The following is a 15,289-nucleotide window of genomic DNA, read 5'->3' as shown; positions in this document are numbered from 1 at the left end:
ACCAATATAATGCGCAGCAACTGCGCACACTATCATGGGAATTCGCCGGTTACGCCGCGCTCCTCCGCATTACCGCTTCCTCGCGATAAGCGATCTTATGCGCAGCTCGCCATAAGATCGCCCAGGCATCGGCATAAGCATCGTAAATCTCGATCTGGGCAGATGTGAGCTTATGTTCGAGCGGGTCATATTCGACGCCGGCGAAGCTGAGCGCGCGCGCGGTGTAGAGGCCCATGGCCTTGGTATCGCGCGCCACGATCTCCATCGCCGCGATGCCTCCCTCTTCCATCGAGGCCAGGAAAGCGTCGCGGTCCCGGAAGGCGGTGCCTGGCCCCCAGAGGCCGAGCCGTGCGGTGTAGCTCAGATTGTCCGGCTTGGTCGCGCCGGTCGCGGAGACGTAGATGACCCGGGCACGAGGCAGTGCGATTTGCAGGCGGACCCCGGCAAGGCCCTGTTCGGACCCCTTGGCCGCGCCAAACTCCGTCTCGGTGCCGGCGGCGTTGCCGAGCGCATGCGATTCGTCGAGCAGGATGACGCCATCAAAATCGGGGCCCGCCCAGTCGAGCAATTGCTGCAGGCGCGATGCGCGGTCATGGCGCTGGGAGCGAAGCGTCGCATAGGTGAGGAAGACGATCCCGCTCGCCATGCCGATGGGTTCGCCCAAGGGGAAGGCATCGAGCGGCTGGATATCGATCGGCACGCCTCCCAGCGCGCTCCAGTCGCGCCTTGCGTCTTCGATCAGCGCCGAACTGCGGGAAATCCAGATCGCCCGGCGGCGACCGCGGTTCCACTGGTCGAGGATGATGCCTGCGCCCTCACGACCTTTGCCGACACCGGTGCCGTCAGCGATGAAGAAGCTCGTCCGGTAAACGGCGCCGTCCGTATCCTCGTGAAGTTGATCGCCCGCCTTGTTGGGCGAGAAGGTGCCCTTGAGATCGCGCTCACAGGCTTCGCCAGCATGGATGATCGTCTCGAGTTGGGCGTCGGACAAAGCGGCGAAGGCCTGGGGCTGGAACATCGGGCGATAGCTAGGCGCGGGCGGCAACACGGACGCCATGGCAACCGATTCCACCAGTTGGTCGGGGTGGGGCCGGGCGTCGGGGATTTCGATCCGCGCTGGCCGCCAGGGCGCGTAATGCCCGACAGGATCGCCCGCCGGCAGCGGCGTGGCGCGGATCGCATAGTCTACGGGTCTGGCGCTCCCATCCGCCGCGATGCGATCTGGGGCAACCAGCGCGCGCTTCTGGATGCCACCGAAGATCGCGGACGGCGACGACATCATGGCGCGGCGCGGACGCAAGGGAATGACGGCTGGCGCCGGGGGTTCCGGCTCGGGAACAACAAGGCGCGGCGGAACGGCAGCGACCAAGGCCTCGGCCTCCTCGATGGATTGGGCGGTCAATCGTTCCGTCGGTCCTGCCCAGCCTTTGTCGAAGATGATCAGCCGGACGGCGATGCTGGTGCCGTGCTTGGCATAGGGGTTACCGAGGATGGTGATCTCGACACGCGGGTTCGCGGTTTCGCAGACCATCGCATAGCCGGTGGCGGCGGTGCCATCCGCTGCGAAGCTCGGCGGCATGATCGCGACGCAGCGCCCGCCCGGCGCCAGGCGCAACAGTGCGGAACGCAGATGGCGAGCGCCCGCGAAGCGGTCCTTGCCCCGACCTTCGCTCCGGCTGAAGGGTGGGTTCATCAGCACGACGCTTGGGGAATTGCCGGTAGGTAGCAGGTCGTTGATGAACTCGGCATCGTGGGTCGTGACAGGCTCGCCGAGCAGCTTGTCGAGCAATGCGGCACGACCGGGATCGCGCTCGTTGAGGATCAGCGCGGCGCCGACCCGAACCGCGTGGGCGGCCAACATGCCGGTACCGGCAGAGGGTTCAAGCACCTGATCGTCCAGGCGGATACGTGCAGCCTGCGCAGCGAGCCAGGAGAGCGAGATCGGTGTACTGAACTGCTGCATTTCGACCTGATGCTCGCTGCGATAGCTATGGGTGGGCAGCGCACGCTCGAAACGGCGAAGCGAGGCGAACGCATCAGCGCCGGTCAGACCGACGCCGGTCCAGCTGCCCGAGGATTTGAGGAGGATGACCTGTGCGGCCTCGAGCGCATCATAGGCGTCGCGCATCGACCAGTTGCCGGTTGCGTCCGAGGCCGAGAAGGCTTCCTCCATCAGGCGCTTGAGGTCCTGGCGGCGGATCGACTGGCCGCGCCGAAACAGGTCGGCCAGGCGAGTAGCGACGCCGAACAGGCGTGTCGTCCTGGACGTTTCAGGCTCATCGGGATGCGCGAGCGCATGGAGAGGAAATGACATGGCGGGAACTCCAGATTGGATCAGGACCATCACGGCCCATTCATCCTCCTCCCCCTTCCCTCCGGGGCCGAGGTCCGCATGAAAACAGGGCCATGGCGCGAGGCCGGGCCGTGAGTTTGCGGCGAAGGAAAGATGGAAGAGTTGGCGGCCGTCTAAGATGGCCCAAGGAGGATCACGGCAATCGACGGCTTCTCATCCGGCGGATGTCGCCTGCTGTCATAAGCATTTCGGCCACCGCGGCCGATGGTGAGCAGGTCGAAGCTGGGTGATGTGTCACCATTCGCATTGGGGATGGTGGTCCCGTTGTCGTGAAATTGGATGTCTACGAAGCTCGGCGGCGCGCCGCGCTCATATTCGCCGAAGAAGAAGGTGATGCGACGTCCGTCGCTGGTGCGCGCGCTGATCGTGAAATTCCCATCGGGGATTTCGATCGGCAGGGTCGGCACATCGTTGAAGCGCGCAAAGCCGATCGATTCCGCATCGCGCGCGGTCATGACGGGAAGTTGGGTAATGTCGGCCATGGTCTGGTTCCTCGAACCTGGCTCGTCACTTGCGGTACAGGTGCGCGAAAAGGGGACCGCAGCGCGAGGCTGCGGTCCCTGGGGTAGTGGATCAGGCGGCCTGCTGGAGGTCGTCACCAGCGTCGGTGACGCTCTCGTCGTTCGCCGGCACCGCTTCGGGCGCGGTTACGGGCGTGCCGAACCGCATGACATCCGGCACCCAGGCGAGAGCCGCTTCGCGCAGTTCAGCCTCGATAGGAACGGTCCCACCGAAGATCTTCTCGGCCGAGGTCGCGAGGTCATGCTTCTTCGACCCACCGTAACGGCTCGACAGTTCCTTGCCCCCGATCTCTTCGATGTGGGTGAGGATCGCGGCCTTGCTCACACGATCGAAATAGTTGTTCGCGGTCGGACGCCACCAGGCCGCCACATCGATCTCGAGCTTGGTGCCGAGATGGTCGATCATGGCCTCGCCCGTCTTGCCCGCGACAACCGCATGGAGCGTCCGGGCAATGGCCCAGGCGAGCCATGCGGCACGAACCTCGTCGGGAAGGGCGCAGAAGGCGTCGTAGCGCTGGCAAACATCGCCACCCTCGGTCCAGCTGCGGTCCAGCCCCTCGTCGATCTTGCCCCATTCCTCGGCGGCGAGCGTCCCGCTCTGGTAGCCGGTGAGCCCGGAATAGGGCTTGTCGGCCTTGAGCTCGGTCGCGAGATCGAAGCCGCCCGAATGGCGGGTCGCCTTGTCGACCATCCAGAAGGTGCCGAGGTCGAGCGCGAAGCGCGGATCGCTGGCGATATGCACACGCAGCAATTCGCTCTTCATCTCGGCCAGTTCCTGGCTGAGCCGCTGGCTGTAGGCGGGCTTGCCCGGTGCGGCGACAACATCGTCATCGTCATCGTCATCGTCGTCCTCACCCTCGACCTGATCGCCCGATTCCTCGTCGTCAGGCTCATCGACCGGAGCGACATAGAGTTGCTCGTGAAGACGCGGCTGACCGTCATGGCCGATGACGACATAGGCGAGCGCCCCTGCCTTCTGCTCTTCGGAAAGGACCGGCGCAGGCTTCTCGATAGCGCGATATTCGGCTTCGAGCATCTCGACGCGGTTGGCCTGTTCGGTCTGGCCGTCTTCATCAGCGTCTTCCCAGGCCTCGTTGGCAGCCTCGATCTCGGCCTCGATTTCCTCGAGACGCGCCTGTTGCTCGGCCGTGAGTTCGGGCGTGTCGCCCTTGAGCGGACGCAGGTCCCAGGTGTCGTTGTAGGTGACATGAGTCGAGGGAATGATCCGGACTTCCGCCAGCCCCTCACGTTCGCGCAGGGCTTCCGCGGCAGCCGCGAGCTTGTCGGCAACGAGACGGTTGAGGAGATCGCCGTCGATCCAGCGCTCGGTCGTGGAGTCGGTGAACAGGTCGAGATCGACCCGGCCGCCGGCCTCGATATAGGCATCGCGCCCGACCAGCAGCGCCTTGGGATCGCTGCCGACATAGGTATCTTCAACGAGCTGACGTTTGATCTCGTTGACATTGGCCCGGTAATAGCCGTCCTTGAGCAGTTCGAAGACCTCGGCCTGCTTGGTGCGATCGCTGTTGCTGGCATAAGCGACAGCGACATTCAGCGTGATCTCGCCGTTGCGCAGCGCCTCGAAGATCGGGTCGGCCAGATCAGCAAGACGGAGCCTGCTGCGCACGAACCGTTCGGTGAGGCCGAAGCGCTTGGCGACGTCCTCGGGAGTTTTCTTCTCGCTCTCGATGATATCCTGGAAGGCCCGGCAGGTGTCGGCCGGGTTCATCGTGAGGTTGAAGAAATTCTCTTCGAGGCTGGTCTCGATCGCGTCCTTGGCATTGCCGAGGACCAGGACCGCCAGCTGATAGTCGGCATCGAACACGCCTTTCTCGATCAGCCGATGGACCGCGTCGAGGCGCCTGCCGCCCGCGATGATACGGTAATGGCCCTTCTTACGCGATACGGGCACGCCGATCAGATTCTGGCGGACGCCCTTGACGGCGATGTTGGCTTCGAGCTGGGCATCGGCGACGGGATCGCCGACAGTTCGGACGTTGCTCGGCGATTTGGCGAGGTTCGCCGCCGGGACGAGGATGGGAAGTTGCGTCATTGTGGTAGTCTCCTGGCGGGGACAGCCTGACCATCAGGCCACTTGCCGCCACCACTTCCCCACTCCCTCCCCTCCCGCCTGAAGGACGTCGTTCCAGTCCTTGAAGCCCGCAGGCGGGAATTCGGTCTCGATGGTGCGACCGTACCGGGCATAGGTATCGAGCGCGTGTGCCGCCCCGATCTCGCCGGCGATGTCGTTGTCGGGAAAGAGGACGAGTCGGTTCACCCGATCGGGTATCGCGATCTGGTCCAGGCGCTCGCTGCCGAGCGTGGCCCAAACCGGGATCGCGAACAGGATCATGGCGGAGAGCGCGGTCTCGACGCCTTCGGCCAAGCCAAGGACGGTTGTGGCGGGAGCAAGCATGACGGCGGCGTGATCGGGTTGGCCCAGCGTCATCCTCGGATCAGGAAGATCCCTAGCGCGCCGGGCGTCATTGCGGTCGAAGAATGTGCGCTGGATCGCGATGAAGCGTCCCTCGTCATGGATGCCTCCATCGTGGAGCGCGGCGATCATCGCGGGCCTGAAGTCCACGTCCTCACCTTGCCCGAGCGGCGTGCGGGGATGGAACCGCAGCGCGGCCGGGAGCAGCGCTATCCGCCGCCGACGCAAATAGATCTCGGCAGGCGTACCGATGATCGGGCGCGCCTCGTCCCAGAGGCGAAGTGCCTGGCGGCGTCGCCACAGATCCGTGGGCATCCGCGAAGATATGGCGGCCGTCCTGTCCACATGATGGAGAGCGTTGTCCTCGATGCGCAGAATCTCACGGATGACATCGCGCGTGTCGCAGCCGGCGAAGCATTTGAAGAGCAACGCATGCTCGCCGACCCGCACCGACAGGCTCGGGCTCCGGTCGGCATGAGCCGGGCACAGACACATGCCGCCGCCGGACTTCCATATGCCGCCGAGACGTTTGACGATGTCGGAACCGATCGTCTCCAGTTCCGGGTTCCGGTTGTAGGTGGCTTTTGCCATGGGGATATCCAAGCAATTGAAGCGTTCACTCCGGCTTCGGGAAACAGTCCCCGACACATGATCGGGGCCATGCCGAACGAACGGGTCTGAAGCGGATCCGGCGATCGCAGGGTCTGAACAGCCATGAGATCGTTCGCCGGCTACCCTCCCTCTCCCCTCCCAAAGACTGATGCGTGGTTACCGGGACTGCCGATCGGCGATGGGCACAGTCCGCCACGCATGCACCGGCGAGCGAAATGATCAGTGGGTTGGGCGGGGTGACGGGAAATCCGTCCTGGGGTCTCGAGCCGGGCTATCGCATCCGGAATGGAGGCATTCGAGCCCATCGTGAACTTACAGGCAAAAACTTACAATATCGGAACCGGCGAGTTGAGTTTCCTTCGGCTATGAGAAAGGAACTATTCATGGCCAATCCCAAGGAGATGACGCCCTCCCTGATTTCGAACGGACCGGTTGGGGAGAAACGGCAATGATCGAGGGTCCCCGCATCACTGCGAGTGTCAACCGATGCAGCATGATCGGCTTGGCCGGGAAGGCAGAGAGACTGCGAGCGAACGAACTGGGTCGCGAGTTATTCTCTATCCCGGCGTTCGAGATGCTGCTTGATCTCTACACCAGCACAGGTCTCCAGCCTCGCTCGTTGACGTCGCTCACCACGGCATCAAGCGCATCGGAGCGCAATTCGCAACGCATCGTCCATCGCATGGCGGAACGCGGCTTGGTCAGCCTGCGAAGAGACCCAAGCGATGGTCGAAGGATCATTGTCGAGCTGGAGCAGGCGACGAGAGAGTTGCTGGACCGCTTTTTCGACCAGTTGGTCGAGCTCATCGCGAATTTGCCGTCGCACGAACAGGGCGGCTCCTGAAGATGCCAGAAAGAACGACGGTCGCAGGGCTTTGCGTGCTTATCGCCTTGCAACTGGCTGGAAATCGTTGCAGGATTCGGGAGCAGCGTGGGAAACGGTTGGGGACCGCCTGCAGGATAATCCTTCCAGGCAGAACCACGGGCCTATCCATGACGGTTGGGCGCACGCATTGGACAACATAGCCCGCCACCTCTGGGTGGTCCTGTCATGTCGTCTTCATTTTCTGTCCGCCGCTGCCTCGTGGCGCATCTCGAACTCCAGACGTGCGCGTAATCCTATGTTTCGCACAACGGACAATGAAGGCGAGTGCTCCCGTGCGTCTGCACGCCAGGCTGATCGCCGGTTCGAGGCTGTCTATCGAAGGGAAGCACCCAAGCTGCTTTCGTTTCTCAGGCGTCGCATCTGGCTCGAGGATGACAGGCAGGATCTGGTGCAGGAAGCGTTTGCAAGACTGGTCGCATCGCGATCCACTGCCGCCTCCACCAATCCCGGCGCTTATTTGCAGGGTATTGTCCGGCATCTCCTTGCCGACCGCGTGCGCGGTTGGGCCAAGGCGCAATCATTCGACCCCGTGGCCTATTCGACCGGTAATCAGGTTGCCGGACCCGATGTGGTTGCGGAAGTAAACGAAATGCGAGAGCGCTATCGACAGGCTGTCGAGAGCCTCCCGCCCAGGACGAAAGAGGTATATTTGTTACATCGGGCTGAGGAACTCGGATATAAGCACATAGCCGATCAACTCGGCATCAGTATCCGAACCGTGGAGTGGCATGTGGCGGAGGCCATTATGCGCATTGGCAACAGCATCGGAAACGCTCATGGCTGAAGACGATATGCCGGAGCATATGCCCAGGATGGACCAGTTGACGCGTGAAGCGTCTCTCTGGTTCGCGCGGATGCGGGGACCCGATGCGGAGACGTGGCGCCCTCAGTTCGAGCATTGGCTTGGGCTCGGAGCGGCGCACCGGGGAGCGTACAACAGAGCCGGTGAAATTTTCGCCTTGGGGCGATTCATGGCGGCCCAGGACGAAGAACCGGGTGACGAGGCCAACGACAATGAAGAGGTCGGCGGACGCTGGAAGTGGACGGCCATTGCGGCAAGCCTGCTCCTGGCCCTCGGCATCGCTGGATGGGTCGCGAGCGAGAGACTGCCCGGCACGGGCCACGCTCCGGTCCAGATCGCACAGCCAAAGCTGGACCAGCCGGTCGAACAGCAGCGCTATGCGACGACGAACGGAACGCAAAGAACAGTGCAGCTTGCGGACAGGTCTTCGGTCGAACTGAGTGCGAACAGCCAGCTTTCGACGCACTTCACGTCGCTCCGACGCGAGCTGCGGCTTGACCATGGCCGTGCCCGTTTCGACGTTGCGCATGAGGGCCGCCCTTTCGTGGTGTTTGCCGGCGGCGGCCGCGTGACGGCGCGCGGAACGGTCTTTGACGTCATTCTTGGCGCCGACGAACGGGTTACGGTGCGACTGTTGCGGGGGGCGGTCGATGTCGAGCGGCCGCGTACAGTGAAGGGCGCGGGCGGTCCGACGGCAGTCGCCCGTCTCGAGCCGGGTGAGACGCTCAGTTTTGCCGCCATCACGCCAGCGGTTGTGCGTCCCGTACCAGACAGAGCCGAGCTTCAACCGACCGTTCCTCCGCCCGATCTGGCGCTCGTACGCGAATATGAGCGCACGCCGCTGGCGGCGGTTATCGCCGAGGCCAACCAGGATTCATCGACGGCTATCCGCCTGGGCGATCCAAGCATCGGCACATTGCGGGTCAGCGGCCGGTTCCGTGTGAATGACGCGGATCAGGTGGCGGACCGGCTCGCGACTTTGTTCGATCTGGAGGTAGAAAGAACCAAAGCGGATGAAATCACGCTCCGGAAAAGATAGGCCGATTCTTTTTTAAGGCATACCCCGTAGATTGCAGTTTTGTTGCGATGCTCCCTGAAAATCTCGTCAGATTGTCGGGAATTTCAAAGGGGGCAGAGAATGGTTCGAATAAGGTCTCGCGTTCGGAATTCGCTCCTTGCGGCGGTGGCGATCGGCACGTTGGTGCCCGCCACCGCTGCCTTTGCCGAGGACCAGCGGCGCATCGAATATAATATCGAGGGCGGCGACCTTGGCGAAGCCCTCAAGGCCATAAGCCGTCTCTCGGGCAAGGACATCATTTTCCACTCCGAGGCAGTACTCGGGAAGAGCGCTACCAAGCTCCACGGAAGCTATAGCGCTGACGAGGCCGTCCGCACATTGATCCAAGGGACTGGGCTGCGGGCTCAGTTCCGGAAGGACGTGATCATCATCCGGGGGCGATCGGAGCCGTCGGGGGATCTAGCGGATCGCCCGGCGGTAGATGGGGAGATTTTGGTTACCGGTTCGCGAATTCGAGGCGCGCCCCCAACCTCTCCCGTCACTGTTGCGAGAAGGGAGGAAATTGAAAAGCAGGGCGCATCTGATCTTGGCAGCTACATCAGACTCCTGCCGCAAAACTTCAATGGGGGTCAGAATCCGAATGTCGCCGGAGGTGGAGCCCAAGGCAACAACAATAATGTGAGCTCTTCTTCTACTCTCAACCTTCGAGGACTCGGTCCAGACGCGACGCTCACGCTGCTTAACGGTCATCGTCTTGCATATGACGCCTTGGCTCAGGGCGTGGATATCTCCTCCATTCCGCTAGCCGCGGTTGATCGTGTGGAGGTGGTAGCTGATGGCGCGTCCGCGCTCTATGGCTCCGATGCAGTCGGTGGCGTAGCTAACATCATCTTGCGTCCGGAGTTTCGTGGGGCCGAGATTTCCGCTCGTCTAGCAACGACGACAGATGGCGGCGGCAGACAAGCCCAGCTTTCGGCCGTGACAGGAACGACCTGGTCCGATGGCGGTTTCATGCTTGCCGCGGATTATACATCCTCGCGGCGCATTAGCGCAGGCCAGCGTAGCTACACGTCTCTGATGGATCAGAGTGCGACTCTGGTACCAAGTGTCAAGCAAATCAGTATCGTCGCTACTGGCCATCAACGGATGGCGGAAGGCGTCGAGTTCAAGATCGATGGAACCTTCAGTCGTCGCAACTCGAAATATGATAACCCCTTTCTGAACACTGGATCCGTTACGGAAAACGGGCTCCGGTCCAACCCGATCGTGCGCACCTATTCCATTTCCCCGAGCCTGACCGTGGCCTTGACGCCCGCCTGGTCGCTCAATTTCTCAGGGACAATCGCCGATAGCAAAGCGGATCTTCATTCAAGGCGATACTCTGCTTCGGTCGAGACCCCGGGCCGTCTCATTTACAGCAACGACCTACGAGCCTTGGAAGCGGGGGTTCAGGGGCCTCTTACCGAACTGCCGGGTGGAGAAGTCAAGCTTGCCGCCGGCGGCGGCATCCGATCGTTGGGGCTGGGCGTTCAGGTATCCAACACGCCTCACGGATCACCCACAATCGTGACCGAACAGTTTCATACGAGGCGAGCCGTCCAGTTTGCCTATGGCGAACTGACGATCCCAATTTTCGGCGCGGGCAACAGCAAGCCACTACTCTATCGTCTTGACCTCACCGCAGCCGGTCGGTTCGAGCACTATGAAGCGGTCGGTTCGGTTGCGACCCCCAAATTCGGCTTTCGCTATGCTCCATCACCTGATCTGAGTTTGATGGGCAGTTGGGGTCGCTCATTTAAGGCGCCAACTCTTTATCAACAAAATCAGATACGGCAGGGCGTCCTGCTCCCCGGCGTCATCTTCTCAGATAATCCGAGCGGATTGCCCGTCCTTCTATTGGCCGGCGGAGGCACGCCTCTCCGTGCGGAGAAAGCCGAAACCTGGACGGCGACGGTCTCGCTGACGCCCCGCTCGGTTCCAGGCCTGCATTTGCAGGCGAGCTATTTCGACGTGGCTTACAAAGACAGGGTTTCGGTTCCCATCGTTGGCGCCACCGCCGCGCTGAGCAACCCCATTTATGCCAATCTCGTGCGCCTCTCGCCGTCGGCCACAGCCGTCGAGGCGGAAATCGTCCGTTTGCCGCAAGGACTTTCGAATTTCAGCGGCTCGGCGTTTGACGCCGCTAATATCGCTGCGATTATCGATGGCACGGACAGGAATGTGGCTCGCCAAAACGCGCGAGGCGTCGATGTCTCCGGCAGGTATAAATTCTCATTTAGTGGATCACAGACGCTCGAGATATCGGCAAACGCGAGCTACCTAGAAAGCCGTCGCCAGGTGGCAACCGGCTTGCCGTCCAGCCAACTGGCCGGCACCATTTTCAATCCACCAAACTGGCGTATGGAAGGTGGCTTCACCTATTCCCTCTCGTCATTCGACGCTTCCCTGTTTGCCAATTACATCGGTGGAACCAGTGACACCCGAACGCTCCCCGATGTGCATGTGGGATCATTCACGTCACTCGACGGAACGCTGAGATACAGAACCGAAAGAGGCAACGGCATATTCGCGGGGACTGAGATCGTTCTTTCCGTTCTCAACTTATTGAACGAGAAACCAGCTCAAATTCAAAACTCGGACCCGTCGCTGCCGCCATACGACTCGACCAACTATTCGGCGATCGGGCGTCAAATCTCGGTAACGCTACGCAAGCGAATCTAGTGAATACAATGAATAAGACAGCTCATCTGCTCGTGCTCGCGTGCTTGGTGCCGCATTCCGTCTTTGCCGCTAAGCCCGTTGAGCAAAATTGTTTCGAACGGCTTGCAACCTATGCCATAGAACGTCCGCGCGTACCTGGCTCGTGGATGGAACGTCCGCAGTTCGATATTTCCCAAGATGGCGAGCACCTAATATATGTCGAGCGCTCTGCTGATGTTGCCGACAACTCCATCACGGACCAATTGTGGGCCGTCGACCTCAAGCGAGGCTTCGGACGCAAGCTCATAAGCACGCTCCAGACCAGTCGCGACGGAGCCAATTTGCGATTGCCGAATCCTTTATTCAGCCCTGACGGAACCCGCGTGGCAGTTTTGGGCGGGCGTGCCAGGATCGGCATTACAATCTTCGATCCTTCGAGGGAGGTATCCAGGACGATAGACACAGAAAATGCCGAGATTAGAGATTTTCGTTGGTCTCCCGATGGCAAATCTCTGGCCGTATTGATGGTTACATCGTCAACGCGTCTGCTGCGGAGCGGCTATCAAGCCTCACCGGATTGGGATGGATCGAGTCACGGCACCGTTCGTTATAATCTCGTGATCCTGGATTCATCGAGCGGCGCTACCATCGACAAAGCGCCGCTCACCTACAATCTCGTCGGGCTTGACGCAGCATTTTCCTGGTCGCCTGATGGCAGGAGGATTGCGTTCAGCGCACAGCGTTCGTCGGCGGCGTCCGGGAGACAGGATCCTAATATTTATGTGTGGGATCTCCAGACCCACGACATCAAGACCCTGGTTGATCAACCAGGGCCGAACCTCGATCCGCGCTGGTCTCCCGATGGCAACAAGATTGCCTACTTGACGGCCGATGGCAACGATCTTCTCAAGAGTGGCTTGCAGTTGGCCGTGCAAAGCGCCTCCGGTCTCGATCGTCTGATCATTTCGAAGCCGGATGAGACGACGGGTACCCCTTATCTCCCAGCTTGGATCGACGCCGATCATATTGCCTATGTCGCAATGCGCCAGATGGAATGTCCAGTCTTCAAGGTCGATGCCAGTGGAGGAACGACAGCGATCCTGGGACAACAGCTATTGAGTTGCTTCGGCGGGACCAAAGTCGGTGCCGGCGGCGCCCTGCTCATGACCCGTCACAGCCTCGAAAATCCTGGCGAGGTCGTCTCCACGGATAGGCGTCGATGGTCGCCGATAACCTTGACCGATCACTCGGGCGGCCCGCGCCTTCCTTGGCGTGCGGAAGCAGTATCCTGGCAAAGCAAGAAAGGCGATTACTTTATAAATGGCGTGCTTATCCGGGCAATCGGCCGAAGAGCAGAATCGGCATTGCTCGTTTCAGTACCGGGGGGGCCAGCCATGGTGACACCCGATAGCTATAATGACGACGCGCCGTTTCTTCCCTACGGCCCGCTTCTGAACGGATTCTCCATCCTCATCCCCAACACGAGAGGCCGCGGCGGATATGGACGTGATTTCGAAGCCGCGATTCGTGACCGGAAAGACTATGTTGAAGGACCTCTCGAGGATATCCTTGGCGCGGTAGACTATGCAACGAAAAGGCTTGGCACGCCTCGATCCAGAATGGCGCTCGCTGGCTTCAGTTATGGGGGAATTCTGACTGCTTATGCCGCCAGCAATGCGCATGCGTTTCGAGCCGCGATATCTATGGAAGGCGTAGTCGATTTCTATAGCAGAGCGTTGCTCGAATATGGCGGGCCAAATCAACAAGCAGCCAACGCGAACATGGGCTTTGGAAACCCCTATGACATCGGCGACAGGGAACGGCTGCTATCCCAATCGCCTCTTGGTTCAGTTGACGCGCTTCAAACCCCGGTGCTCCTAGAATGCGGAGAGACCAGCCTGGGGCCCGCAGATTGTCTGAAATTCTTTCGTACCGGCAATGCCCGCGGCTCGGCGCCAGTGGAACTTGCGATCTATCCGAGAACCGCCCATCAGATCCTCGAACCTGCGCTTCGCCTCGATAGCGCAAGACGTCAGCTGGAATGGTTGCGCAGATGGATTCCGGCATCACGATCGGATGCTGAGGATAAGGGTTGCTATGGGCTCCAGTGAGCCACCCAAGCTTCGGTATCGACCAGTGACAACAGGCGCGCCTGATCCGTTCCCAGGTTTGGCTTATCGTTGGAAAGAACCGAGACGATTTCATCGCAATCGATGATCTTCTGACGCGCCAGATGGCCGCCGGTCAGGCGTTCAAGAATCTCGGCTCGATGCATGGTGATAATCTGGTTGGCGAAACCATCGGGACCGCCTTTAGAGCGCCGCTCCGATATCCCGCTGGGCAGAATGCGCCTGAAGGCAGAACGGGCCAGGGCCCTATCCCTCCCCCCATCAACCCACATCCAAGATGGCACAGCAAGACATTTCTCGAGAACTGGCTGGCTCATCAACGGATTGACCATCGCCGGAAGCCGACGGTCATACCCCTCCAGACATGGTTGGATTCTCAGCAAGGCGGCAACGTGGGCGGCCTTTCCCGGCAAACGAGCGCGGCTATCGTCGAGCCACGGATGTTTCACCGGCGATACCGCGAGATGCGCCATCAGATCGGCGTGCAGGAAGCAGGTATCCGGTTGCCATTTATAGCCTCTTCCTCTTGTCCGGATCGATTCGATCGTTGCAGCAGCGGCTTCGACAGGCGTGCAGCCCGTCAGTCGGCAAACGTCCCGCCACGTCTGGAAAACGCCTATACCCAGGCCATTCTTCAGCAACCTGTCCGCGATCGGATTTGCAGACTGCGTGTAGTAGAATATATTGTCGCCGCCATTCCCACTGAAGAATGCGTCAATGCCTCGTTCGCGAGCTATACGATGCATGGCCCGATCATAGGCCAAAGCGTGGCTGCGCCCGATTGGACGGGCAAGATGGGCAACGCACGATGTGCCAAGATCTATATCCCCCAGGTCATATTGGAGGTCGAGAATCTCAAGCCCGATCCCTTCCTCGAGAAGTCTTGTGAATAGCCTCTCATCCCCATCTGGATCGTCAGTGACAAGCGTGACACCTGTCACCTGCGTGCGTCGTGCAGGAATACTGGCCGCGACGATGGAGGAGTCCAGCCCGCCGGAAACACCGATCAGAATTGAAGGATATCGCGAAGACCATGCCGAAACCACGTTCTGGATAGTTCGATGAAGGACTTCGGCCTGTTCCGAGGCATCGGATACAGTTTCCGGCTGTGCGTGATCCCAGGGCGACCATAGCCCTTCGACGCGCATTGAGGCATCGCAGATGTTGCAGGCAGTGCCAGGCAGCAACTCGGACAGCCCCTCAAGAGAAGTGTCCGGGCTTGGCAAGCCTCGCGTGTATAGGTGAGTTGCCAAGTCATCCCACGATACTGCAGGCGTCCAATATCCGGTGTCAGCGATGATCTCGGGATCGGAGCCGAGCAGGCAGGAACCGGCGACGCCTGTATAATAGACTGGCATCCCGCCTGATGGATCGCGCAAAACGTTGAACGCCTCACCATCAAACAATAGCGCGCAATAGGCCCCCCAATGGTTCTCCAAAAGGGCGCGGGCGCCCTTGGCAGTGATCAGCTTTTGCTGATCTTCAGTAAACTCGCCTGTGGGTTCCGGCGGACCATTCCGGTCGAAGAGTGTTCCCAAAATTACGCCGCGATTGTCATCAAGGCGAATGACGTATCCAGGCGACACGAAAGCCCGCACGCCACATGCGTCAAAACATAGCCTGAGGCGAAAGCGTTTGGCAGCTAACTCGACCCGCTTCCGATCAGGAACGGCCCGATCAATCAGAAATCGCGGAGCACTCAGAGCGCGCATATCGGAGTGTATATCCGCGCAATATCTGTACGCATCCGTTGAGCGTCGCCTTGCCCGGGACGTGACAGACCGCTCTTAAGGTCGCTCTTGAGCGCGGTCGTAGGAGCGGTTTTTGTGGGTCA

Annotated in this window: 10 protein-coding genes; 5 read left to right on the top strand and 5 right to left on the bottom strand. The window is 60.7% G+C overall.

What is annotated here, in order from left to right; translation table 11 throughout:
• Positions 1–49: 49 nt before the first annotated feature.
• The 4 genes from GGQ90_RS27655 to GGQ90_RS27640 all read right to left on the bottom strand — a co-directional run bounded on the left by GGQ90_RS27655 (position 50) and on the right by GGQ90_RS27640 (position 5,899).
• Positions 50–2,314, bottom strand: coding sequence for a strawberry notch-like NTP hydrolase domain-containing protein (locus GGQ90_RS27655; RefSeq protein WP_246428491.1), 2,265 nt, complete (start codon positions 2,312–2,314; stop codon positions 50–52).
• A 152-nt stretch (positions 2,315–2,466) separates the two neighbouring features.
• Complete coding sequence (locus GGQ90_RS27650) at positions 2,467–2,835, bottom strand: hypothetical protein (protein WP_188084531.1); 369 nt, start codon at positions 2,833–2,835, stop codon at positions 2,467–2,469.
• 91 nt (positions 2,836–2,926) lie between these two features.
• On the bottom strand, positions 2,927–4,927 hold the full coding sequence (locus GGQ90_RS27645; protein ID WP_188084530.1) for a ParB/RepB/Spo0J family partition protein: 2,001 nt from the start codon (positions 4,925–4,927) through the stop codon (positions 2,927–2,929).
• 33 nt (positions 4,928–4,960) lie between these two features.
• Complete coding sequence (locus GGQ90_RS27640; protein ID WP_159366006.1) at positions 4,961–5,899, bottom strand: DUF7146 domain-containing protein; 939 nt, start codon at positions 5,897–5,899, stop codon at positions 4,961–4,963.
• A gap of 469 nt (positions 5,900–6,368) precedes the next feature.
• Here GGQ90_RS27640 and GGQ90_RS27635 point away from each other — a divergent pair, with 469 nt between their 5' ends.
• From GGQ90_RS27635 to GGQ90_RS27615, 5 genes are all read left to right on the top strand, one after another.
• A complete protein-coding gene (locus GGQ90_RS27635) occupies positions 6,369–6,764 on the top strand; it encodes a helix-turn-helix domain-containing protein (protein ID WP_159366005.1) in 396 nt (131 codons plus the stop codon).
• 277 nt (positions 6,765–7,041) lie between these two features.
• Complete coding sequence (locus GGQ90_RS27630; RefSeq protein WP_159366004.1) at positions 7,042–7,590, top strand: RNA polymerase sigma factor; 549 nt, start codon at positions 7,042–7,044, stop codon at positions 7,588–7,590.
• Entirely contained in the window at positions 7,583–8,647 is a 1,065-nt protein-coding gene (locus GGQ90_RS27625; RefSeq protein WP_159366003.1) for a FecR family protein, read from the top strand. Before GGQ90_RS27630 ends, GGQ90_RS27625 begins: the two co-directional genes overlap by 8 nt.
• A 144-nt stretch (positions 8,648–8,791) precedes the next feature.
• Positions 8,792–11,347 carry a TonB-dependent receptor domain-containing protein gene (locus GGQ90_RS27620; RefSeq protein WP_188084529.1) on the top strand — a complete coding sequence of 852 codons (2,556 nt, stop codon included), beginning with the start codon at positions 8,792–8,794 and terminating at the stop codon, positions 11,345–11,347.
• Positions 11,348–11,355: 8 nt separating this feature from the next.
• Positions 11,356–13,437, top strand: a complete 2,082-nt coding sequence (locus tag GGQ90_RS27615; RefSeq protein WP_159365999.1) for a prolyl oligopeptidase family serine peptidase — start codon at positions 11,356–11,358, stop codon at positions 13,435–13,437.
• On the opposite strand, the gene GGQ90_RS27610 is transcribed toward GGQ90_RS27615, so the two are convergent.
• Positions 13,422–15,167 carry an asparagine synthase-related protein gene (locus GGQ90_RS27610; protein WP_159365998.1) on the bottom strand — a complete coding sequence of 582 codons (1,746 nt, stop codon included), beginning with the start codon at positions 15,165–15,167 and terminating at the stop codon, positions 13,422–13,424. The two genes, GGQ90_RS27615 and GGQ90_RS27610, sit on opposite strands and share 16 nt — an antisense overlap.
• Between the last annotated feature and the right edge of the window lie 122 nt (positions 15,168–15,289).

The organism is Sphingobium scionense (assembly GCF_014197035.1).
In the GTDB taxonomy this organism is placed as follows: Bacteria; Pseudomonadota; Alphaproteobacteria; order Sphingomonadales; family Sphingomonadaceae; genus Sphingobium; species Sphingobium scionense.
This window is presented reverse-complemented; position numbering and strand designations above follow the sequence as displayed.